Source organism: Rhizobium sp. 05L419 (assembly GCF_056397845.1).
On the sequence record NZ_JBFTOF010000036.1, the window covers coordinates 19,595 to 41,933 of the forward strand.

At 60.5% G+C, this 22,339-nt stretch carries 21 protein-coding genes, 2 tRNA genes, 1 pseudogene and 1 riboswitch; of the genes and pseudogenes, 13 read left to right on the forward strand and 11 right to left on the reverse strand.

The window, feature by feature from the left end:
* Window positions 1-48: 48 nt before the first annotated feature.
* The 4 genes from AC1DMK_RS28305 to AC1DMK_RS28320 form a co-directional block, all read right to left on the reverse strand.
* Window positions 49-501, reverse strand: coding sequence for a hypothetical protein (locus AC1DMK_RS28305; RefSeq protein ID WP_477863667.1), 453 nt, complete (start codon window positions 499-501; stop codon window positions 49-51).
* 133 nt (window positions 502-634) lie between these two features.
* Window positions 635-937: a hypothetical protein gene (locus tag AC1DMK_RS28310; protein ID WP_037060681.1), complete on the reverse strand. Its 303-nt coding sequence runs from the start codon at window positions 935-937 to the stop codon at window positions 635-637.
* Between the two features lie 266 nt (window positions 938-1,203).
* Window positions 1,204-1,279, reverse strand: a tRNA-Thr gene (locus tag AC1DMK_RS28315).
* Window positions 1,280-1,409: 130 nt separating this feature from the next.
* Entirely contained in the window at window positions 1,410-2,369 is a 960-nt protein-coding gene (locus AC1DMK_RS28320) for an NAD(P)H-dependent flavin oxidoreductase (RefSeq protein ID WP_477863668.1), read from the reverse strand.
* Window positions 2,370-2,644: 275 nt separating this feature from the next.
* Between AC1DMK_RS28320 and AC1DMK_RS28325 the strand changes: the two genes are divergently transcribed.
* On the forward strand, window positions 2,645-3,832 hold the full coding sequence (locus AC1DMK_RS28325; protein WP_477863669.1) for a hypothetical protein: 1,188 nt from the start codon (window positions 2,645-2,647) through the stop codon (window positions 3,830-3,832).
* A 1-nt stretch (window position 3,833) separates the two neighbouring features.
* Here AC1DMK_RS28325 and ppk2 read toward each other — a convergent pair whose 3' ends face one another.
* Window positions 3,834-4,715 carry a polyphosphate kinase 2 gene (gene ppk2, locus AC1DMK_RS28330; protein ID WP_477863670.1) on the reverse strand — a complete coding sequence of 294 codons (882 nt, stop codon included), beginning with the start codon at window positions 4,713-4,715 and terminating at the stop codon, window positions 3,834-3,836.
* A 235-nt stretch (window positions 4,716-4,950) separates the two neighbouring features.
* Between ppk2 and phoR the strand changes: the two genes are divergently transcribed.
* The 7 genes from phoR to phoB all read left to right on the forward strand — a co-directional run bounded on the left by phoR (window position 4,951) and on the right by phoB (window position 12,672).
* Window positions 4,951-6,177 carry a phosphate regulon sensor histidine kinase PhoR gene (gene phoR / locus AC1DMK_RS28335; protein ID WP_477863671.1) on the forward strand — a complete coding sequence of 409 codons (1,227 nt, stop codon included), beginning with the start codon at window positions 4,951-4,953 and terminating at the stop codon, window positions 6,175-6,177.
* Window positions 6,178-6,376: 199 nt separating this feature from the next.
* Complete coding sequence (locus AC1DMK_RS28340; protein ID WP_037060691.1) at window positions 6,377-7,411, forward strand: substrate-binding domain-containing protein; 1,035 nt, start codon at window positions 6,377-6,379, stop codon at window positions 7,409-7,411.
* A 152-nt stretch (window positions 7,412-7,563) separates the two neighbouring features.
* A complete protein-coding gene (pstC, locus tag AC1DMK_RS28345) occupies window positions 7,564-9,045 on the forward strand; it encodes a phosphate ABC transporter permease subunit PstC (RefSeq protein ID WP_037060692.1) in 1,482 nt (493 codons plus the stop codon).
* Window positions 9,042-10,364, forward strand: coding sequence for a phosphate ABC transporter permease PstA (gene pstA, locus AC1DMK_RS28350; RefSeq protein WP_037060694.1), 1,323 nt, complete (start codon window positions 9,042-9,044; stop codon window positions 10,362-10,364). Before pstC ends, pstA begins: the two co-directional genes overlap by 4 nt.
* A 14-nt stretch (window positions 10,365-10,378) precedes the next feature.
* Complete coding sequence (gene pstB / locus AC1DMK_RS28355) at window positions 10,379-11,194, forward strand: phosphate ABC transporter ATP-binding protein PstB (RefSeq protein WP_037060696.1); 816 nt, start codon at window positions 10,379-10,381, stop codon at window positions 11,192-11,194.
* Window positions 11,195-11,238: 44 nt separating this feature from the next.
* A complete protein-coding gene (phoU, locus tag AC1DMK_RS28360; RefSeq protein ID WP_037060697.1) occupies window positions 11,239-11,952 on the forward strand; it encodes a phosphate signaling complex protein PhoU in 714 nt (237 codons plus the stop codon).
* Between the two features lie 36 nt (window positions 11,953-11,988).
* Complete coding sequence (gene phoB, locus AC1DMK_RS28365) at window positions 11,989-12,672, forward strand: phosphate regulon transcriptional regulator PhoB (protein ID WP_037060699.1); 684 nt, start codon at window positions 11,989-11,991, stop codon at window positions 12,670-12,672.
* A 75-nt stretch (window positions 12,673-12,747) separates the two neighbouring features.
* Here phoB and AC1DMK_RS28370 read toward each other — a convergent pair whose 3' ends face one another.
* Entirely contained in the window at window positions 12,748-13,281 is a 534-nt protein-coding gene (locus AC1DMK_RS28370) for a GcrA family cell cycle regulator (RefSeq protein WP_477863672.1), read from the reverse strand.
* A 427-nt stretch (window positions 13,282-13,708) separates the two neighbouring features.
* Here AC1DMK_RS28370 and AC1DMK_RS28375 point away from each other — a divergent pair, with 427 nt between their 5' ends.
* The 3 genes from AC1DMK_RS28375 (at window position 13,709) to AC1DMK_RS28385 (ending at window position 16,963) form a co-directional block, all read left to right on the forward strand.
* Window positions 13,709-14,908: an acetylornithine transaminase gene (locus AC1DMK_RS28375; protein WP_477863673.1), complete on the forward strand. Its 1,200-nt coding sequence runs from the start codon at window positions 13,709-13,711 to the stop codon at window positions 14,906-14,908.
* Between the two features lie 48 nt (window positions 14,909-14,956).
* Window positions 14,957-15,874, forward strand: a complete 918-nt coding sequence (gene argF, locus AC1DMK_RS28380) for an ornithine carbamoyltransferase (RefSeq protein ID WP_037060704.1) — start codon at window positions 14,957-14,959, stop codon at window positions 15,872-15,874.
* Between the two features lie 93 nt (window positions 15,875-15,967).
* Entirely contained in the window at window positions 15,968-16,963 is a 996-nt protein-coding gene (locus AC1DMK_RS28385) for an Hsp33 family molecular chaperone (protein WP_477863674.1), read from the forward strand.
* Here AC1DMK_RS28385 and apaG read toward each other — a convergent pair whose 3' ends face one another.
* Both apaG and AC1DMK_RS28395 read right to left on the reverse strand, forming a co-directional pair.
* Complete coding sequence (gene apaG / locus AC1DMK_RS28390) at window positions 16,964-17,356, reverse strand: Co2+/Mg2+ efflux protein ApaG (RefSeq protein WP_037060708.1); 393 nt, start codon at window positions 17,354-17,356, stop codon at window positions 16,964-16,966.
* Between the two features lie 212 nt (window positions 17,357-17,568).
* Window positions 17,569-18,753, reverse strand: a complete 1,185-nt coding sequence (locus AC1DMK_RS28395) for an O-succinylhomoserine sulfhydrylase (protein WP_037060710.1) — start codon at window positions 18,751-18,753, stop codon at window positions 17,569-17,571.
* A 44-nt stretch (window positions 18,754-18,797) separates the two neighbouring features.
* A riboswitch (SAM riboswitch) is annotated at window positions 18,798-18,876 on the reverse strand.
* A 72-nt stretch (window positions 18,877-18,948) separates the two neighbouring features.
* On the opposite strand from AC1DMK_RS28395, the gene AC1DMK_RS28400 reads away from it, so the two are divergent.
* The gene (locus AC1DMK_RS28400) at window positions 18,949-20,043 is read left to right on the forward strand and encodes a 2'-deoxycytidine 5'-triphosphate deaminase (protein WP_477863675.1); all 1,095 of its coding nucleotides are present in this window, start codon (window positions 18,949-18,951) and stop codon (window positions 20,041-20,043) included.
* 54 nt (window positions 20,044-20,097) lie between these two features.
* A tRNA-Gly gene (locus AC1DMK_RS28405) sits at window positions 20,098-20,171 on the forward strand.
* Window positions 20,172-20,237: 66 nt separating this feature from the next.
* Here the strand turns inward: AC1DMK_RS28405 and AC1DMK_RS28410 are convergent.
* From AC1DMK_RS28410 to AC1DMK_RS28420, 3 genes and pseudogenes are all read right to left on the reverse strand, one after another.
* A pseudogene (locus AC1DMK_RS28410) lies at window positions 20,238-20,969 on the reverse strand (tyrosine-type recombinase/integrase); the annotation flags it as partial.
* A 161-nt stretch (window positions 20,970-21,130) separates the two neighbouring features.
* A complete protein-coding gene (locus AC1DMK_RS28415; protein WP_477863676.1) occupies window positions 21,131-21,493 on the reverse strand; it encodes a hypothetical protein in 363 nt (120 codons plus the stop codon).
* Window positions 21,494-21,629: 136 nt separating this feature from the next.
* Window positions 21,630-22,241 (reverse strand): hypothetical protein, encoded by a 612-nt coding sequence (locus tag AC1DMK_RS28420; protein WP_477863677.1) that lies wholly within the window; start codon window positions 22,239-22,241, stop codon window positions 21,630-21,632.
* Between the last annotated feature and the right edge of the window lie 98 nt (window positions 22,242-22,339).

The following is a 22,339-nucleotide window of genomic DNA, read 5'->3' on the forward strand; positions in this document are numbered from 1 at the left end:
CGGAGCACATCGACGAACGTTTTGACTGATCGGGCGCGAGCGGCCGAACTAAATTGAAAACGATCCGGAATCGGCCCGTTGCGCCACTTCCGTTGGAGCGATCTTGGAAATCTCGTCTCCGGCAAAAACGATGACGTACCCGCCAACCAGGGCAGAGTCATTCGCCCACCGGCGGAGCTGCAACAGATAGGGTTCTTGCCTCCAGGCGTGCGGATGGGCGGGGTCGACCAGAATGGTGATCTGCGGTCCCTGCGCGTAGATCATCATATGCGAGTGCGATGGATGCCATTCCTCGCCCAGTCCTTCGCTGATCATCCAGAGACAGAGAAAATCTCTGCAGAGCTGCGGCCGATCCTGATAGATTGCGCAGCCACTCCCCTCGATGCAGTGACTGCACGGCACGTTCGCCGGCTTCGAAAGCGCATCGATCTCCGGGAGCCGGCAACACAGCGTGCAGCTTCCGCAAGATCGGCCGGCAACAATGGCATAACGTGAGTCCATGGCCTGTCTATATCACCGGAACCTTCGGTGGCGCGAGTGGGGCTGTACCCTGCGGCAGCGCCAGAAAAACAACTAAAGAGAGAGAAAATCTTTCGATGCTGCTGCAGCCCCCTGCTTGCAGCCTCCGGAAGGCTCAAGGCACGTCGTCATGCGCAACGATCCCGCCTTCGCCTTCGAGGGTTGCAATCCGTCGTGTTTCAGACTGGTTGAATTTCAACCGCACTCCGATCCCACCGGCTTCTCCATCCGTAAGGAACACGGCCCCGGCATTTTCGAGCCCGGACCGGAGCGCATCAATGCTCGCGTCATCCGGATTGTCGAGTTTGCGTTCGAACATCTCGATAATCTCTGTGCTGATACCCGAGGACGTCGCAAGGTGATCTCTGCTGTACTCGACGAGCGCCCGCGCGGCGCGGCACTGAGAGCCTGTCATCATGTCAAACCTCCATTTTTCCGCAAGATGGTTCAATGACTTGGGACCGTCAATCCGTTTTCGCCCGCGGGCCATCGCTGGGCATTGCGTCATCGAGCTACCTTGCGATCACCTGCTAGCGCCGAGGGCTGCGTGGTACCAAAGGGCCATTCGGACAAGCCTGTTGCGCGTCGTGACTGCGATCTCAGCGAGCACATGATCCCACCAGCCCGCAACATGGCTTCGCGACGGACCGCACAGTCAAAAACCACCTTAAATTCTTGAAAAAATGGTGCCGCTTGCAGGACTCGAACCTGCGACCCCATCATTACGAATGATGTGCTCTACCACCTGAGCTAAAGCGGCTAATCCGGGGCCGAACGGTGCGGCCCGCGATTTGCATGGCGCTGATACAGGCATTGCCTGAAGATTTCAAGCGCCCTGTCGTGTCTTTGCTAAAAAAGAGCGGCGCTGTGGAAAATAGTGACAGGTCTGCCTAAACGGCCAGTCTCGCACGCGCCGCGTGGTACTCCGTTTCCAGCCGGTCGACGAGCTTGCCGACGGGCTCGACAGCCTTGATGGCGCCGATGCCCTGGCCGCTTCCCCATATGTCCTTCCAGGCCTTGGCGCCGCCGACGGCCTGCTCGAAATCCATTTTCGAAGGGTCGGCGACTGGCAGGTTGTCTGGATCGAGGCCGACGGCCTGGACCGAGGGTTTCAGGTAGTTGCCGTGCACGCCGGTGAAATAGTTGGAGTAGACGATGTCGTTTGCGCCGCCCTTGACGATTGCCTGCTTGTAGGCGTCCGATGCGCGGGCCTCCTCGGTCGCGATGAAGGGTGAGCCGATGTATGCCATGTCGGCGCCCATGGCCTGGGCGGCGAGGATGGCTCCGCCATGGGCGATCGCGCCGGCAAGCAGCAGCGGCCCGTCGAACCATTCGCGGATTTCCTGCACAAGGGCGAAGGGGGAGAGCGTGCCGGCATGTCCGCCGGCGCCGGCGGCAACGGCGATCAGCCCGTCGGCGCCCTTGCGGATGGCGGAATTGGCATGGCGGTTGTTGATGACGTCGTGCAGGACGATGCCGCCATAGGAATGCACCGCCGCGTTGACCTCGGGTACGGCACCGAGCGATGAGATCACGATCGGTACCTTGTATTCGACGCAGAGCCGGAGATCGTGCTCCAGGCGCTTGTTGGACATGTGGACGATCTGGTTGACTGCGAAGGGGGCGGCGGGCCGCTCCGGATGCGCCGCATTGTGGGCCGCCAGATCCTCGGTCATCATAGCGAGCCATTCATCGAGCTGGCTCTCAGGCCGAGCGTTGAGCGCCGGAAACGCGCCGACGACGCCGGCCTTGCATTGCGCAAGTGTCAGGGCAGGGTGCGAGATGATGAAAAGCGGCGAGGCGACCACCGGCAGTCTGAGGTTTTGCGTCAGGATGGGGGGCAGGGCCATGGGTCACCGTGAGAATTGACGTTTACGAAAACGTCAATTTGATATCAGAGACTCTTGCGGAGGAAAAGGCTGCTCTATCGGTTCGGCAAATATCGGTTATTGTTGTCTATAGTGAAGGGCAGATGCGGCGCGGCGCCGTTATCCCCTGCCGACGCAGCATTGAGCATTGCGCAAGGCTTGCGGTTTCCTGCGCCACCAGATACCGCATTTGCAAACTGTTAAGCATGATGCCCAGTTCCGAGACGAAGGACCGGGTCTAGAACGAAGGACCGGACGTGAGCGGATTAGAAACTGCCATCAGAACGGCGCTCAGCAATGCCGATCGCGACAATCCCGAAGTCCGAGCCAAGATCTACCAATCGGCGCGCCAGGCGCTGGAAGCCGGCTTGCGCAAGCAGGATATCACCGACGCGGACGCCGTCACGCATCATCGCCACCGGCTTGAGGCGACGATCCACATGATCGAGGCCGAGGAGCGCGAACGCCTGCATCCCCGCCAGGGGCCGCCGGAAGTCTCGGTGCCGCCCGTGGTCGAAATTCCGCCGCCCTCCGCGCACCGCGTTCGCGAGGATTCGAACAGCCCGGCCATCGGCGGCGAGACGCGCGCGCATGCCGGCCCCGATCCACGCTTCGACGATGAATCCAGCCTTGCAGCAGTGCATGCGGGCAGCGCCGACCATCTGGGTGCGCCAGACGCCACCGGGACCTTCGCGGCCGACAGAAGGCCGGCCAATATGGATTTCCGGCCTGAACGGGCCGCCGCTCGGCGCAAGCCGCGGAAGTTCTTCTCCCGGCTTCTCGTCTGGTGCGTGCTGCTTGCCTTCATCGGCATGGGTGCATGGTGGGCCCACACCTCCGGGCTGCTGATGACGGCCGCCGAACGCGATACAAGCGTTGCCAATCCGCCGGCGAGCACGGCCCCGGAAGATTTCGACGGCACCGACGAGAATGGCCAGGCGGAAGCTTCGGGCAACGGCCCCGCGCCGGTGACGATCGATCCTCAGAATTCGTTCTCGGCTGCCTGGATCGAGGTGTTCGCGCCCTCCGACGCGAATAAGATCGTGAAGGGTGCGCAATCACGAACGGAAAATGTCGCCGAAAGCGACGGCCCGGCGGTCCGCCTGATTTCGCAAACTGGCGACCGCGACGGCAATGTCGGCATCGGCGTTCCGGCCGATGTGCTACAGCAACTGGCCGGAAAGTCTTCCACTATCGCGATCACGCTGCAATCGACCTCGGACGAGCCGACGCAGATTGCCGTCGAATGCGACTTCCAGTCGCTCGGCGATTGCGCGCGCCATCGATTCACGGTGACGCGCGAGAAATCGGACGTGCTTCTCCAAGTGCGTTTCGACCGTTCGATGGCGCCGAATTCGGCGGGCACCCTGCTGATCAACAGCGACCTGGATGGCAAGGCGCGGGGCGTCAACCTCTACGCCGTGCGCATCCTGCCCGGGCAGTAGACTATTTCAGGAAGCCAGGTCCCGAGCTGATGATTTTGTCGTCCAGCTTGCCGATGGCGTCTTTTTCCTTGCCGTCGTAGTCTATTGTCTTCAGCATGTGACGGATGAGGTTCAGGCGGGCGCGGCGCTTGTCATTGGCATGGATGACCGTCCAGGGTGCGAATTCCGTATGCGTTTCCTTCAGCATTCGGTCGCGCTTTTCACTGTAGTCGCCCCATTTCGTCAGCGCCGCGATGTCCATCGATGACAGCTTCCAGACTTTCAGCGGGTCGTGCCGCCGGTCGTGGAAGCGCTTCAGCTGCATTTCCCGTCCGATATCGAGGTAGAACTTGTAGAAGAAGATGCCTTCGTGCGCGACTACCTTCTCCACCTGTGGGGCCTGCGTCAGGAAATCCTCGTATTGCTTCTGCGTGCAGAAGCCCATGACCGGCTCGACGCCGGCCCGGTTGTACCAGGAGCGGTCGAACAGGACGAACTCGCCCGCCGTTGGAAACTGGGCGACGTAGCGCTGGAAATACCATTGCCCGGCCTCGCGGTCGGTCGGTTTGGTGAGGGCGACGACGCGCGCGAGACGAGGGTTCATGTGGGCGGAGGAGGCGGAAATCGCGCCGCCCTTGCCGGCGGCATCGCGCCCCTCGAAGAGCGCCATCACCCGCTTGCCGGTGGCCTGCAGCCAGAATTGCACCTTGACCAATTCCACCTGCAGTTTTTCAAGGTCCTCGATGTATTCTTCTTCCTTCAGCTTCTTGTTGTAGGGAAAGCCGCCGGATTGCAACGCGTCTTCATCGACCCAATCAGGCAGGACTGGATCGTCGACATCGAAGACACGCCTCTTGCCACGGATATCCAGTTCAACTGCTCTGCTTTCGACATCGTCGGCCATGGGTATCCTCCCCGGATCGTATCCGCGAGCAAGCCACCACATTTTCCTTTGAAAATCAAACGTCTTGCCGTTGGGTAAAAATCCTGTGCTTATCGCCGCGATTTATTCGATCGCTGCAGCAGCCGAAAATTTCTGTCATGAATCGGGGCTATCAGGCAAAGTTTGAAGCCAAAGAAGAACGAATCGACGTCGCGAGGGGCACTTGGAAGAGGAAACGCCATGGACACGCAGCCTGATGGCACGCATCCGCCAGGAGAGCGTCGTTCTCCTCGCAGCATTGGCGATCGCACTGATCGCGATCAGTGCAGGCATGGCCGCGTGGGGCGCTCTGGGGCTGCTGCTGGTCATGGTTGCGGCCGTTTTGTGGTATTCCACGCCAGCCGCTGTAACGCCGACGCCGCCATCGGTCGCTGAAACCGATGCGCCCGTCAGCCGCAGTCTCCTGCCTGAGGTTTCCGCCACGCTATCGGCCCTCGACATCCCGGTCATGGTGCTTTCGGGTGACGCGTCGGTTCTGTTTCAGAACCGCGCGGCCGAAAAGGCGTTCGGTGAGGTTGTGCTCGGCGCGCATATTTCAGCGCGGCTGCGCTCGCCGGGTATTCTCGACATGGTCCGCGAAACCATCGCGACCAACGCACCGAACCAGATCGAACATTCGGAGCGCCTGCCGTCCGAGCGCGTCTATATCGTGCGCAGTTCTCCTGTCGATCTCGGGCACGATGACAGTGTGGGCGAACGCCTGTTCGTGCTTTCTTTCCGCGACATTTCCGAAGTCCGTCGGATCGACCGAATGCGCTCCGATTTCGTCGCCAATGCCAGCCACGAGTTGCGCACGCCGCTTGCCTCCCTGCGCGGCTTCATCGAGACCATCCAGGGACCGGCGAAGAACGATCTGAAGGCGCAGGAGCGCTTCCTCGGGATCATGTTCGACCAGACGACTCGTATGAGCCGACTGGTCGACGATCTCTTGTCCCTGTCGCGGCTGGAGTTGAAGTCGCACATCGCGCCGGACGAGAAGGTGGATCTCGTCCCGTTGATCGGCCATGTCAGGGATTCGCTGCTGCCGCTGGCCAGGGATGTCGGCGTCGAAATCGGGTTGCACCTGCCGGAAGGAAAAGCCGAGGTTCTTGGCGACCGCGATGAGCTCGTTCAGGTCTTTGAAAACCTGATGGAAAATGCCTGCAAATACGGTCAGGAAGGAAAGGCTGTCGACGTGTTCCTGAAAGCCGGTCAGGGGGAGCCGGTGGAGGTTACCGTCGTCGATCAGGGGCCGGGGATTCCTGCCGAGCACGTGCCTCGCCTGACCGAGCGATTCTATCGCGTGAACATCGAAGACAGCCGCTCGAGGAAGGGAACCGGTCTTGGCCTTGCCATCGTAAAGCACATCCTGACACGCCATCGCGCGCGACTGATTGTGAAGTCCGAAGTGGGCAAGGGAACGAGCTTTACCGTGCGGTTCTGACATAAAAGCGCAATACAGCGGTCGCGAGCAAATAATTTATATAATAAAATCAGTTATATAAGCTGTCACAAATGTTTCACCAAACTGACATAAAACCTCTAGGCATCGGGGGCTAAAGAGAGCAGGCCGCTGAAGAAGACGGCACCGCAAGGGGCCGCCCAAGGCCACACTCAGACCGCTATATGCCCGGGAGATTGATATGAACGCTTTTAAACTTACGGTCGCCGCACTTGCTGCTTCCGCCGCTTTCGCAGGCGCGGCTGTTGCTCGCGACCAGGTCCAGGTCAGTGGTTCTTCCACGGTTCTGCCTTACGCCAAGATCGTTGCTGAAACGTTCGGCGAAACCTTCAAGGACTTCAAAACACCGGTCGTCGAATCCGGTGGTACCGGTGCCGGCCTCAAGGAATTCTGCAAGGGCGTCGGCCCTGACACCATCGACGTTGCAAACGCTTCGCGCCCGATCAACGCCAAGGAACTGGACGCCTGCAAGGCAGCCGGCGTGACCGACATCCAGGAAGTGAAGATCGGTTATGACGGCATCGTCTTCGCAACCGACGCCTCCAACCCTGACGTCGCCTACGTTCCGGCTGACATCTACAAGGCCCTGGCCGCCCAGGTCGTCGTCGACGGCAAACTCGTGGCCAACCCTTACAAGAAGTGGTCGGAAGTCAATCCGAAGCTTCCCGCGGTTGATATCGCTGCTTATATCCCGGGCGAAAAGCATGGCACCCGCGAAGTCTTCGAAGTGAATGTTCTCGCAGCAGGCTGCAAGGCTTCAGGCGCGCTCGACGTCATCAAGGCTTCGATTGCCGACGCGGCTGCTCAAAACAAGGCTTGTGTTGCAGTCCGCAAGGACGGCGCTGCTGTCGACATCGACGGCGACTATCCGGAAACGCTGGCACGCATCGCAGCCAACAAGACGGGCGTCGGCGTATTCGGCCTATCCTTCTATGAAAACAATGCCGACAAGCTGAAGGTCGCCACCGTCAACGGCATTGTTCCGTCGACCGAAACGATTTCCGACGGCACCTACCCGGTTTCCCGCCCGTTGTTCTTCTACGTCAAGAAGGCACACCTCGGCGTCATCCCGGGCCTGAAGGAATACGTCAACTTCTTCGTATCCGAGCAGATGATCGGCCCTGACAGCCCGCTCGTCGAATACGGCCTGGTCGCAGCGCCGGATGCAGAGCGCGACGCGATCCGCAAGTCGGTCGAAGACGGCAAGACCATGTAATGAACGCTGCCGGCGCGCCCGAAAGGTGCGCCGGCATTGCCTTTGTCCGCGCCATTGAGGCGGCAAAGTTCGAATTCTCCATGATTGGAAGCCGGGAGCGGCCCGCTGCCGTCTCTGCTTTTTTGGGGCCAAAGGCCTGGGGACCTTAACGAATGAGTACATCCGTCATACTCTTGTGCCTCGTGGTACTCGGCGCCGTTGCCTTCCTGGCAGCACGCGGCCGCGCGACGGCGCTTGCCGGAGGCAAGTCTTCGGCACTGCATTCCCGGCCGGGCTACTACGGTGCCTACGCCGCCATCTGGGCGACCCTGCCGGCACTGCTCGTGCTCTGCGCCTGGTTGGCAATCAGCCCCTCCATCATCGAATCCTCCGTCCGTGGCGGGTTCCCCGATGACGTCAAGGCGCAGTCCGCCGCCCAGCAGAACCTGAGCTTCGGCATGGTCAACGCGATTGCGCGCGGCCTGCCGTTGCTCACGCAGGAAGACGTTAGTACCGGTGTAAGCGATCCGGCCGGCCTTCAGGCGAAGCTGGCGGCAAAGGGTGTTCCGCTCGCGGGCGAACCCCAGCCTTATATGATTGAAGCCGCCCAGAACCTGAATGTAGAGAGCGGCGCGAGCCGTGCGGTCATGACGGCGGTCGTTCTCGTCCTGGCCGTTGCCGGCGGTTTCTATGCGCTCCGCGAGATCGCGCCACGCTTTCGGGCCCGCAATCGCGTGGAGCGCGTCATGCTCTGGGGTCTGCTGCTGGCTTCGTCGATTGCGATCCTGACGACCATCGGCATCGTTCTGTCGATGCTGACCGAGGCCACGCACTTCTTCGCCGCGGTCCCCGCCACCGACTTTTTCTTCGGCACCGTCTGGGATCCGCGCTTTGCCGGTGCAGGCAGTTCGTCCTTCGGTCAGTTCGGCCTGATACCGCTGCTTCTCGGCACGCTCTACATCGGCTTCGTGGCCATGCTGGTCGCAGTTCCGGTCGGCCTTTTCGCGGCGATCTACATGGCGGAGTATGCCGCTCCGAAGGTTCGCTCGGTTGCCAAGCCGCTTCTTGAGGTGCTGGCCGGTATCCCGACCATCGTTTACGGCTTCTTCGCACTGATCACGGTCGGTCCTTTCCTGCGCGACCTGTCGTCCCAGGTAAATGGCCTTCTGACCGGCGACTATACCAACTTCATTCAGGCGCAGAGCGTTCTGACTGCGGGCATCGTCATGGGCATCATGCTGATCCCATACGTCTCCTCTCTGTCGGACGACATCATTACCGCCGTGCCCGGCGCGCTTCGTGACGGTTCGCTCGGCCTCGGTGCCACGCGTTCAGAGACGATCAAGAAGGTCGTCCTGCCGGCAGCGCTTCCCGGCATCGTCGGCGCGCTGCTGATGACCGCGTCGCGCGCCATCGGCGAGACGATGATCGTCGTGCTCGCGGCCGGTGTCGCGGCGCGCATCCAGATCAACCCGTTCGAACCCATGACGACGGTGACGGTGAAGATCGTCAACCAGCTGACGGGTGACCTCGAGTTCACTTCGCCGCAGACGCTGGTGGCCTTCGCGCTAGGGATCACGCTGTTCTTCATCACGCTTTGCCTCAACATCTACGCGCTCTATATCGTGCGCAAATACCGGGAGCAGTACGAATGACGGATATTGTTTCTCCGGTTGAAGGCGTCGTCGTTTCCAAGGCGCCGGCCCGCCGTGACATCGGCATCAAGCGCCGCTACGCCGCCGAACGCCGATTCCAGGCCTATGGCATCGCTGCGATTTCCTTTGGCCTGATTTTCCTTGCGATCCTGCTGACCACCATCGTCAGCAAGGGCTATACGGCCTTCCAGCAGACGGCAATCACGCTGCCGATCGAGTTCAGCGAGAAGACGCTCGACCCGAACAACAAGCGCGCCGCCGATCCGTCGGTGCTGGTTGCCGCCAACTACCCGGTGCTGATCCGCGACGCGATGATCAAGATGCTTGGTGTCAACGCCGCCAGCCGCCCCGAAGTGCGCGACGCAACGGCGATGATCTCCAAGGGCGCTCCGATCGTGCTGCGTGACATGGTCCTCGCCGACCCGTCGCTGATCGGCAACACCATCAACGTCACCCTGCTCGCCGATGCGAACGTCGACTCTGCCAACAAGGGCCAGATCGATCTCAAGGTCGATGAGAAGAACCGCAAGGTCAACGACCGGCAGGTTGGCTGGATGAACCAGCTGGCGGCCAGCGGCGCCCTGCACAAGGAATTCAACACCGGTCTCTTCGTAAACGGCAACTCCAGCCGTCCCGAGGCCGCCGGCCTAGGCGTCGCGCTCATCGGCTCGCTCTATCTGATGCTGATCGTGCTCGTCCTCGCGCTGCCGATCGGCGTTGCCGCTTCGATCTATCTCGAAGAGTTCGCGCCGAAGAACAAGCTCACGGACCTGATCGAGGTCAACATCAACAACCTCGCTGCCGTTCCATCGATCGTCTACGGTCTGCTCGGGCTTGCAGTCTTCATCAACTTCGCGGGCCTGCCGCGTTCGGCATCGCTGGTCGGCGGCCTGGTGCTGACCCTGATGACGCTGCCGACGATTATCATCGCGACCCGCGCGGCGCTCCGCGCCGTACCGCCATCCATCCGGGCCGCGGCTCTCGGGCTCGGCGCCTCGAAGATGCAGATGGTGTTCCACCACGTCCTGCCGCTTGCCATGCCCGGTATCCTGACCGGCACCATCATCGGTCTGGCGCACGCGCTCGGTGAAACCGCGCCGCTGCTCCTGATCGGCATGGTCGCCTTCGTCGCCAATGCTCCGACCACCCCGCTCGACCCTTCCACGGCTCTGCCGGTGCAGGTCTACATGTGGGCCAACGAAGCCGAGCGCGCCTTCACCGAGCGCACCTCAGGCGCCATCATCGTCCTGCTCCTGTTCCTGATCGTCATGAACTTTGGAGCCATCCTCTTGCGTCGTCGCTTTGAGCGCCGCTGGTAAACGGAGTAAACATCATGAACATGTTGACGGAAGCAGCAGTTGAGAAGGCGCTTGATCAGAAGATGAATACCATTCCGTATAAGATGATCGGCCAGGACGTCTCGGTTTACTACGGCGACAAGCGTGCGCTTTTCGACGTCAAGCTGAACATTCGCGAAAACACAGTGACGGCCCTCATCGGCCCGTCCGGTTGTGGCAAGTCCACCTTCCTGCGCAGCCTGAACCGCATGAACGACACGATCGACAATTGCCGCGTCACCGGCAAGATCACGCTCGATGGCGATGATATCTACGATCCGGATATCGACGTCGTCGAACTGCGCGCCCGCGTCGGCATGGTATTCCAGAAGCCGAACCCGTTCCCGAAGACGATTTACGAAAACGTCGCCTACGGCCCGCGCATTCACGGTCTGGCCAAGGCAAAGTCCGACATGGACCAGATCGTCGAACAGAGCCTGCAGCGCGCCGGCCTCTGGAACGAAGTGAAGGACCGCGTGCATGAATCAGGGACCGGTCTCTCCGGTGGCCAGCAGCAGCGTCTGTGCATCGCCCGCGCTATCGCCGTCAGCCCGGAAGTCATTCTGATGGACGAGCCGTGCTCGGCGCTCGACCCAATCGCAACTGCAAAGGTCGAGGAACTCATCCACGAACTGCGCGAGAGCTACACCATCGTCATCGTCACGCACTCGATGCAGCAGGCAGCCCGCGTTTCTCAGCGCACCGCCATGTTCCACCTCGGCAACCTCGTCGAGGAAAACGATACCGACAAGATGTTCACCAACCCGGATGACCCGCGCACCCAGGATTACATCATGGGCCGCTTCGGTTGACCTCCGGCGTCGGAAACCCTCAAGGACATTCAAGGATAAGCCCTATGGCATCGACCCACATCTACTCCGCCTATGACGACGACCTGAAATTCCTTTCCCGCCGTATTTCGGAAATGGGCGGCCTCGCCGAGCAGATGGTGTCGGACGCCGTCCGCGCCCTGGTCAACGGCGATACGTCACTCGCCCAGAAGGTCATCTCCGACGACGTGATCCTCGATCACGCCGAGCGCGAGATCGGCGACAAGGCGATCATCACCATCGCCCGCCGCCAGCCGATGGCTGCCGACCTTCGCGAGATCATGGGATCGATCCGCATCGCCGCCGACCTCGAGCGTGTCGGTGACCTCGGCAAGAACACCGCCAAGCGCGTCATCGCCGTTCAGAGCAGCGGCGTTCCACGCAAGCTTGCCCGCGGTCTCGAACACCTATCCGAACTGGCGCTCGTCCAGCTCAAGGAAGTGCTCGACGTCTACACCAGCCGCGCCGCCGACAGGGCGAAGTCGATCCGCGAGCGCGACGAGGAAATCGACGCGATGTACACCTCGCTCTTCCGGGAGATGCTGACCTACATGATGGAAGACCCGCGCAACATCACCAGTTGCACGCATCTCCTCTTCTGCGCCAAGAACATCGAGCGCATCGGCGACCATGCCACCAACATTGCCGAAACCATCTACTACATGGCGACCGGCGCCCAGCCGGAAGGCGAACGTCCAAAGGACGACACCGCCAACACCGTTGGTGCTGTCACGGAATAACCGTTCCGGAACCGCGCCCCCAGGAGACCGAAACGAATGATCCCAAGAGTTGCAGTCGTTGAAGACGAAGAGGCACTCAGCGTGCTTCTTCGCTATAACCTCGAGGCCGAAGGCTTCGAGGTCGATACCATTCTACGCGGCGACGAGGCCGAGATCCGGCTTCAGGAGCGAACGCCCGATCTTCTCATCCTCGATTGGATGCTGCCCGGCGTCTCCGGCATCGAACTGTGCCGCCGGCTGCGTCAGCGACCGGAAACCGAGCGCCTGCCGATCATCATGCTGACGGCCCGCGGCGAGGAGAGCGAGCGCGTTCGCGGCCTCTCGACCGGTGCCGACGATTATGTCGTCAAGCCGTTCTCGACGCCGGAACTTGTTGCCCGCGTCAAGGCGATGCTACGCCGTGCAAAGCCGGAGGTTCTGTCGTCTCTGCTGAAATGCGGCGATATCGAACTCGACCGCGAAACGCACCGTGTCCATCGCAAGACCCGCGAGGTCCGCCTGGGGCCGACCGAGTTCCGCCTCCTGGAGTTCCTGATGGCGTCGCCCGGCCGCGTATTCTCGCGCTCGCAACTTCTGGATGGGGTCTGGGGCCACGACATCTACGTTGATGAACGGACGGTCGACGTCCATGTCGGCCGGCTGCGCAAGGCGCTGAACTTTTCCAATATGCAAGACGTCATTCGCACGGTTCGCGGCGCTGGGTATTCCATGGAAGCCTGAGCTGTTTCCGAGCCGTCACGAACGAAAAACGGGCCCGCGAGGGCCCGTTTTCTTGTTCCTTATCCGGCGTCCGGATCAGGCGACCCGATTGGCTGCCCTGCGGCGCTCGTTGACCGGCTGGTAGGCCATGCGCTGATGGTAGGTGCAGTATGGCGAAGAGTCCGGGGACTCGCAGCCACAGAAGTGGAAGTCATCCTTCAGCGGATCGCCGACCGGCCATTTGCAGGTGCGTTCGGTCAGTTCCGTCAGACCGAGGCGGCGCGAGATCGGCAAGACCACGTTTGAAGAAGGACGATACCTCACTTCTTCGGTCGCATCGATTTCCACCTCTTCCTTCAGCATCGTCGCGCCCTGCTGGCGGGTAACGGTGCGGGTGGCGATCCGGGATGCGTAGTTCGGAGCGCGCGGCGCCGTCGTGGTGCGCTTTGGCGTTCTGGCGGTCGCCGCAGTGCCGCCAGCCTTGGCGCGGCCCGGCAGGCACAGCCGGTGGACCTTGCCGATCACGGCGTTGCGGCTTACGCCGCCAAGTTGTGCTGCGATCTGGCTGGCGCTAAGGCCTTCGGCCCAAAGCTTTTTCAGTCTTTCAACGCGCTCGTCTGTCCAGTTCATGCCCCTGTCTCCGCCTTATTTGCGTTGGTGTAGGCAGAATCCTTCACCGCTGCCCCGGACGCATCCGAAGCAACAAACGCTTGCTCGATGTTGGTGACTAGTTCCGCCGCATGCAGTCTAGTAATTGAGTTTTAACCTAGTGTGAGGCCGACTCCGTGACAAGAGTCGGTTGAATCCCGGCGAATCGAATTTCAAGTTTTCCCCAACTTGCTGGGTGTGAGAGTCATTTCTGCAACAATAGCTGTTGATAGGTCCGCGTGACCTGAATGGCAGCTTGACGCATGCAGTAAAACCTCAGTTTTGTTGACATCGCAGTGCGAAAAGTAAATAGTGCTGCTCGCCGCCGAAAGGCGGCATTTTTAATTTTTCGGACCTGCTTCTTAGCCGGAGTCCGGTTGCTCGTTTACCAATGACAGGAGATCGCGCCATGGCTGAAGCCGCGCCGCTTTATGACACCTACTCTCGTGCCCCGTTGCGGTTCGAGCGAGGAGAGGGCGTGTGGCTGATGACCGAAACTGGCGAGCGATATCTCGATTTCGGCGCGGGCGTCGCCGTGACCTCCGTCGGCCATGGCCACCCGCACGTCGTCGGCGCCCTGAAGGAGCAGGCCGACAAGGTCTGGCACCTCTCCAACATCTACGAGATCCCAGGCCAGGAAGCGCTAGCCAGGCGTTTGACCGGCGCAACCTTCGCGGACAAGGTGTTCTTTACCAACTCCGGCGCCGAAGCGCTCGAATGCGCAATCAAGACCGCGCGCCGCTACCAGTATTCAAAGGGTCATCCCGAGCGGTTCCATATCATCACCTTCGAAGGCGCGTTCCATGGCCGCACGCTGGCGACGATCGCCGCCGGCGGCCAGGAAAAATACCTCGAAGGCTTCGGTCCCAAGGCGCCTGGCTTCGATCAGGTTCCATTCGGTGATGTCGACGCCCTTCGGGCGGCTATCACCCACGAAACGGCGGCGATTCTGATCGAGCCCGTGCAGGGCGAAGGCGGTATCCGTCCGGCGACTAACGAGTTCATGAGGGCGCTACGCCAGCTCTGCGACGAGAACGGGCTGCTGCTCATCCTCGATGAGGTCCAGACCGGCGTCGGTCGCACTGGAAAATTGTTCGCCTACGAGTGGTCCGGCATCGCGCCTGACATCATGGCGGTCGCCAAGGGTATCGGCGGTGGTTTCCCCCTCGGTGCCTGCCTTGCCACGGCCGAGGCAGCCTCGGGCATGAAGGCTGGCACCCACGGGTCGACGTATGGCGGCAACCCGCTGGCCATGGCTGTCGGCAACGCCGTGCTCGACGTCGTTCTCGAAGACGGCTTCCTCCAGCATGTCAACGACGTTTCCCTCATCTTTCGCCAGGGACTGGCATCGCTCAAGGACCGCTTCCCCGATGTCATCGAGGATGTCAGGGGCGAGGGGCTGTTGCTCGGCGTCAAGGCGGCGGTGCCGTCGGCAGAGTTGCTGCAGGCGATCCGTGCCGCTCATCTTCTGGCAATCCCGGCGGGCGACAATGTCATCCGCCTGCTTCCGCCTCTGGTCGTCACCGCGGACGAAGCCCGCGAAGGGCTCGTCCGACTTGAGCGCGCCGCTGAGAGCGTGCGCGCTTCTAAGATCAAGAAGACGGCTTGAAACGGATAAGGTGCCCAGCCGGACGGCGGGCTTGATAGGTAAAGACACATGGCTTCCCCCAAACACTTCCTCGATCTCTCTGCAGTGACGGCCAACGATCTCCGGGTCATCATGAACGACGCCCTTTCACGCAAGCAGGCATTCAAGGCCGGACAGGGCGACAAGCCGCTCGCCGGCAAGATGCTGGCGATGATCTTCGAAAAGCCGTCCACCCGCACGCGCGTTTCCTTCGATGTCGGCATGCGTCAGCTCGGCGGCGAGACGCTGTTCCTGTCTGGCACGGAAATGCAGCTTGGACGCGCCGAGACGATCGGCGACACTGCCAAGGTCCTCTCGCGCTATGTCGATGCGATCATGATCCGCACCACCGAGCATTCGCGGCTTTTGGAGCTCGCCGAGCATGCAACCGTTCCTGTGATCAATGCGCTGACGGACGACACCCATCCCTGCCAGATCATGGCCGATATCATGACCTTTGAAGAGCATCGGGGCCCGATCAAGGGCAAGACCGTCGCCTGGACGGGCGATGGCAACAACGTGCTGCATTCGCTGATCGAGGGGGCTGCCCGTTTCGGCTATCGCATGAACATGGCGGTGCCTCTTGGTTCCGAGCCAAAGGATCACTATCTGAACTGGGCCCGCAATGAGGGCGCCGAAATCATGCTTGGTCATGATGCCGACCGTGCGGTCGCTGGCGTCGATTGCGTGGTGACCGATACCTGGGTCTCCATGAATCAGGAACATCGGGCCCGGGGTCACAACGTCTTCCAGCCTTATCAAGTCAATTCGGCTTTGATGGCACAGGCCGGCAAGGATGCATTGTTCATGCACTGCCTGCCCGCCCATCGTGGTGAGGAAGTTACGGACGAGGTGATTGACGGCCCGCAATCCGTGGTCTTCGATGAAGCGGAAAACCGTCTTCATGCGCAGAAGTCGATTCTTGCTTGGTGCCTGGGCGCGATCTGAACCATAATGGACGGCGCATTTGGCCGGAAGGGCCTGTGGCCGCGCGAGCGGATGGGCACACCTGTCTGCCGCTCTGACGACTAGGAGAAGACCATGGCAGAAGCAGCAGCCGCCCTCGGCGAGTTCGATTTCGCCGGCGACGATCATGTCGTCCCCTTTCAGGTCGAAGGTCTGGATGTGCGCGGGCGCGCCGTCCAGCTCGGCCCGATGCTCGATGCAATCCTTGAGCGCCACAGCTATCCCGCGCCGGTCGCCCGGCTGCTGGCCGAAGTGATCGCCCTGACGGTACTGCTCGGCACGTCGCTGAAATTCGAAGGCAAGTTCACGGTCCAGACCAAGGGCGATGGCCCCGTCGATCTGCTCGTCGCCGATTTCGCGACGCCGGAGAATGTGCGCGCCTATGCCCGCTTCAATCAGACCTTGCTGGACAAGGCTGTCGCCGCCGGCGAGACCGAGCCGGAACAGCTGCTCGGCAAAGGCATGCTTGCTTTCACCATCGATCAGGGCAAGTACAGCCAACCGTATCAGGGCATCGTCGCGCTTGATGGCGCCACGCTCGAAGACATCGCCGGCACCTACTTCCGCCAGTCGGAACAGATCCCGACGCGCGTCCGACTAGCCGCTGCCGAGCTGTTTGACCGCGACGAAGCGGGCAAGCCGCGCCATCGTTGGCGGGCAGGCGGCCTTATTGCTCAGTTCCTGCCCGAGGCGCCCGAGCGCATGCGCCAGCCGGATCTTCACGGTGGAGATGGCGATACGAGTGCGAGCCATCACGCCGATGACGACGCCTGGGCCGAGGCGCGCTCGCTCGTCGAGACGATCGACGCCGACGAGCTGACGGATCCCCTGGTCGGCACCGAGCGGCTGCTCTTCAGGCTGTTCCATGAACGCGGCGTGCGCGTTTACGAGCCCCGCGCGGTGTTCGATCGCTGTTCTTGTTCGCGGGAGAAGATCAAAGGCGTCCTCAGAGGCTTTTCAGCAGAGGAAATCGACGTCAGCCAGGAAGAGGGGCAGGTCGCCGTCACCTGCGAATTCTGCTCCACCACCTATCGCTTCGAGGTCGAAGAACTGACGCAGGCGGCGGAATGATCAGTTCAGGACTCTGAGCAGTCCCGGCGAGTCCAGGGAGAAGGCGGGTATCTCGACATCGAAGAACTCGCCTTCGGCGGTCTCCATCTGGTAGTGGCCGAACATCAGGCCCGATGGCGTGTCGAGAGGGCAGCCGGAAGAGTATTCGTAGGTGTCGCCGGGTTCCAGCCGCGGCTGCTCGCCAACCACCCCGGCACCCGTCACCTCGTCGACCACGCCGTTCTGGTCGGTAATGTTCCAGTAGCGGTTCACAAGACGGACAGTCAGATCGGAATTGTTGCTGATAACGATCCGGTAGCCCCAGACATAGCGATCATCCTCCGGGTCGGATTGCTCCTCCAGATAAAAGGGCTCGACGATCACTTCGATGTCTCGTGTCAGGGCGCGGTACATGCCTACACCTTAGTCAGAATACGTTACTGGTATCTTATAAGAGGCTCGACACGTCAATAAACCCGCGGGTCATCGCCCTTTAAATGCCCGCAACGGCGACATTTTTCGCGCAATGAGGGCAACGCCTTGCCAGCCTGGCGCGAATGACGGCGTTCCTGCTGAATTTTCGAGGCTGGTCGGACCCAAATAGGACCCGACCAGCAGTCGCGCTATTACGCCTGCACCTTGGCAAGCGCCTGAGCAAAATCCTCGATCAGGTCGTCCGTGTCCTCGATGCCTGCGGAGAGGCGAACCGTGCCCGCCGAGATGCCGAGTTCCGCGCGGGCTTCATCCGTGAGGTTCTTATGCGTGGTCGTCGCCGGGTGCGTGATCAGGCTCTTGGCGTCGCCGAGATTGTTGGAAATCCTGACGATCTCAAGCGCATTCTGCAGCGCAAACGCCGCTTCCTTGCCGCCCTTCAGCTCGATCGCCACGAGCGTCGAGCCGCCCTTCATCTGCTTGGCGACGATATCGGCTTGCGGATGGTCCTTTCGACCGGGATAGATCACCTTGGCGACCTGCTTCTGGTCGGCCAGGAAATCTGCGATCTTGGCAGCGTTCTCGGTCTGCTGCTTGACGCGCAGCGGCAGCGTCTCCAGGCCTTTCAGCAGCGTCCATGCCGTGAACGGCGACATTGCCGGGCCGGTGTGACGGTAATAGTCCTGCAGATGCTCAGTCACCCATTCCCTGTCGGAAAGGATCACGCCGCCGAGGCTGCGTCCCTGGCCGTCGATATGCTTCGTAGCGGAGTAGACGACGATATGTGCGCCCAGTTCCAGGGGCTTCTGGAAGATCGGCGTCGCAAATACGTTGTCGACGACAACAGTGGCGCCGATCTGGTTGGCCAGCTTGGCGACGCCTGCGATATCGACGACTTCCAGCGTCGGGTTGGTCGGGCTTTCCAGGAAAAACACTTTGGTATTGGGGCGGATCGCCTTTTCCCAGTTTTCCAGAGAGCGTCCATCGACCAGCGTGCATTCGATGCCGTATTTCGGCGCCAGGGTCTCCACCACCCAGCGGCAAGAGCCAAACAGGGCACGGGCGGCCACGATATGGTCGCCGGCCTTCACCTGGCAAAGGATGGCGGCGGCGACGGCGGCCATGCCGGAGGCGGTGGCCCGGGCTTCTTCAGCGCCTTCCATCGCGCACATGCGCTTCTCGAACATGTCGTTGGTCGGGCTGCCGTAGCGGGCATAGATGTAGCCCTCGGTCTCGCCCTTGAAGCGCGCCTCGGCGGCTTCCGCCGTGTCGTAGACGAAACCCTGGGTTAGGTAGATTGCCTCGGAGGTTTCGCCGTATTGCGAGCGGATCGTTCCGCCGTGGACGAGTTGGGTTGCCGGGCGCCAGGTCTTGCTCATGCCATCACCACTTTCAAACACAAAAAAACCGGCCGCGAATGCAGACCGGTTTAACCCCGGTCTATTTAGCCACTTGTTTAACGTGGCTGCAAGCCGACCGGCCAAATCACCACGGGATAAAGCTGCAATACTGCCGTTCCGCGCTTGCGTCAATTCCTTGAGTTTGGTTTTGTCTGCGGCAAATATGGATGGGGCATGATGGCTCGCGAAACAGGAATTTTGGCAGACCGCGCGATCTCAGCGCTGTTTGAAACGGGGCGTCTCATCTCCGAGCGCGAGCTGGACCGCGACCAGATCCAGCCCGCGAGCCTTGATCTGCGGCTTGGCGCCAAGGCGTTCCGCGTTCGCGCGAGCTTCATGCCGGGGCCGTCTCACCTCGTTTCCGACAAGCTGGACCGCCTGAGCCTTCACGTCGTAGATCTCAGTGAAGGTGCGGTGTTGGAGACCGGCTGCGTCTACATCGTGCCGCTGATGGAGAAACTGGATCTGCCCGCCGACATGTCGGCCTCGGCAAACCCCAAGAGCTCGACCGGCCGCCTGGATATCTTCACCCGCGTGATCACCGACTATGCCCAGGAATTCGACAAGATTCCCGCCGGCTATTCCGGGCCACTCTATCTCGAGATCAGCCCGCGCACCTTCCCGATCGTCGTTCGCCGTGGTTCGCGCCTGTCTCAGATCCGCTTCCGCGTCGGTCATGCGCTGCTTGGCGAACCTGAATTGCTGGCGCTGCATGATGCCGAAACGCTGGTGGCGAGCAAACGGCCGAATGTGTCGGGTGGGGCGATTGCGCTGTCGATCGACCTGGCAGGCGACAAGGACGGGCTGATCGGTTACCGCGGCAAGCATCACACGGCCGTCGTCGACGTCGACAAGAAGGCGCAGCACGATATCTACGATTTCTGGGAGCCGCTCTTCAGCCGCGGGCGCAACGAACTTATCCTCGATCCGGATGAATTCTATATCCTCGTCTCGCGTGAGGCCGTGCACGTACCCCCGCACTACGCTGCCGAAATGACGCCTTTCGATCCGCTGGTCGGCGAGTTCCGCGTTCACTATGCCGGCTTCTTCGACCCGGGCTTCGGCCACGCGCCGGCCGGCGGACGCGGTAGCCGCGCCGTCCTCGAAGTGCGCAGCCACGAAGTGCCCTTCATCCTCGAGGACGGCCAGATCGTCGGACGTCTCGTCTACGAACACATGCAGGAGCATCCCTCGAGCCTTTACGGTTCCGGCGTCGGATCAAACTATCAGGCGCAGGGCTTGAAGCTCTCGAAACACTTCCGCATATGACAAAGAGCTAGCCGCTTGACACCGGCTGACTTCTGTTGGAAGTCTCCCACTGACGCGGGTGTAGCTCAATGGTAGAGCAGCAGCTTCCCAAGCTGAATACGAGGGTTCGATTCCCTTCACCCGCTCCAGCAACCTTTTCAGACACTTAGGTACCAATTTTAGCCACGGAACAAACCGTGGTTTTACAGGCAGTTTCACAGCGCCTGTTCGTCGTTCGTGCTTTTCGAGTCGGCGTTCTTCTGCTCGCGCGCCTCGTTCAGCTGACGGATTGCCTCTCGCGTAGCGGCCCCACGGCTCACGTAGCGGCGGATAATCTTTTCCACCTGATCTTCTTCCCAACCCATGATTTCGGCGATTACGCGGATCGACAGGCCGGCAGTGTAGAAGTTGGTTGCAGCGGTGCCGCGCAGGTCGTGGAAGTGAAGATCTCTCTCCTGCATTTGCGCCTCAACTTTCGTCGACCAGAACGAGCTCGCCAGTCCATCCTGTGTCCACGGGCGCTTGCGGCTGTTGGTCAGAATTACCGGCGAGTGCTTTGGGATGCGATTGAGCAATTCGTTTAGCGCGTCGTAGCGGGGAATGACGGCTTCTTTCCTGTGTTTGCTCTTGCCCGTTGTGATCACGATTGCGTCAGTCCCGACGTGCAACCAAGCCAGGTGCACGAGATCGCCAGCACGCAGCCCTGTATGAGCCGCAAGATCGACGGCGAAAGCGACTTCGGCAGATGCCTCCGTCTTCAGCTGTGTGATGTCGTCTGCTGTCCAGATGATTTCCGCGCGCGACTGACTGTACAGATGCTTGATTCCCTCGCAGGGGTTCGATGCAATCTTTCCCATTGGATCGACGGCGTGGGATAGCAGGCGCGAAAGAACCTGCAGCGCGAAGTCGGCCGTGCGTGGGGTCTCGGAAAATTCGAGTATCGGGCGTGAAGATTTCTAATCTTCACGATACGCGATGGCTTATCCACAGGCTGCGCCAAAACAGTGCGGCGGCTTGTGTCTGAGAGAGGGAACCTTTCGTCGCGCTGCGGCGCGGCATCGTCGTGGATATTGATGGAGACTCGGAGATCGAGTAAATGCACGTCCTGTTAAAATGTCTTCGCAACCTGGTATTCATTCTCTTCCCAGGATCGGAGCTCACCGGCTTCGCAAGTGTAGTTCTCGTCCGTCTCGTCCAGTCCGATGCCAATGCCGTCAATGTTCGGATCGTCGAAGGTGACGAGAATCCTCGACTTGGGGATTTTTCGTTCCTGAAAATCCTTCAGTATAAAGGCGAGACATTGAACGTTTTTCTTCGTGTTGCTGCGCTGAATGTGGTTCTCAATTTTGTGGTTGATCTTCGAAAGCGGAAGCGTGTCAGCCCGAGCTGCTTCTGATACGGGCAGCGCCAGCAAAACTAGAGTAACGATCCTTATCGATTTCATCATCTCAGTCACCAACTCATCGCCCACCAAAGAAGCGCACCTGCAACAATTACAATCGCAAAGACATTGAGAAACCGCGACAACATAAAATCTCCAAAAAGTTTAAGGATTAGATGGTGCAACTTTCAATTTGCTACTGTCAATGCCGCGAGTTTGATCGCGGTTAACTCCTGACCTTGTCATTGCCGAAACCAGGCTTTGCTTGGCTATTCTCGATTGGCTCCGCCGTGGATCTGCCTGTCGGGTCGGCGGTTGCTGGACAGGTTATCGAAGCTTCCCAAGCTGAATATTGACCGTCCCATGTGCAAGTAGCATCTGCTCGCAGAGAGTTGCGCCTAAGAACCCAGCGCCGCCGGTGACAAGAATGCGCTTCTTCATAGTAGGCATGCGCTCGTTTCACGTGGTATTTTAAATACTTATCGTATCCTTGAAACACCTTCAATCCAACTAAAGCCATGTAAAACTGACGATGTGGAATGTTGTTTTGCAGGTGAAGCCTCGGCTCTTTTGCCCGGGAGTGCCGCAATGCCGCGACGATGTCGCTTGATGTTGAGCGCGGCCGCCTCAGATTCGGTGAGCCGGCAAGCGGATGATCGTCGGCCCGGTCTGCAGAAAGGGAAATGCCATGCTGCGTCGATTGGTATTGATTGTTCGGGTAGTCGTAAGCCCGGTGTAGCTTGCCTTCGCAGACGCGGACAAGGCGTTGAAGAAGTCCGACGCCGAACTCGATCGTGTCCCGGCACGTGGTGTAGGTTTTGAGGAGTAAGGTGGCCATCAGTGTTTTCCGGTAGGGTCGGGTTGTTCAAGACCAACCTGACGGAAAGACCACCGATGACCAATGACATGATGAACGTGCGCTCGCTTGTTGAGAAG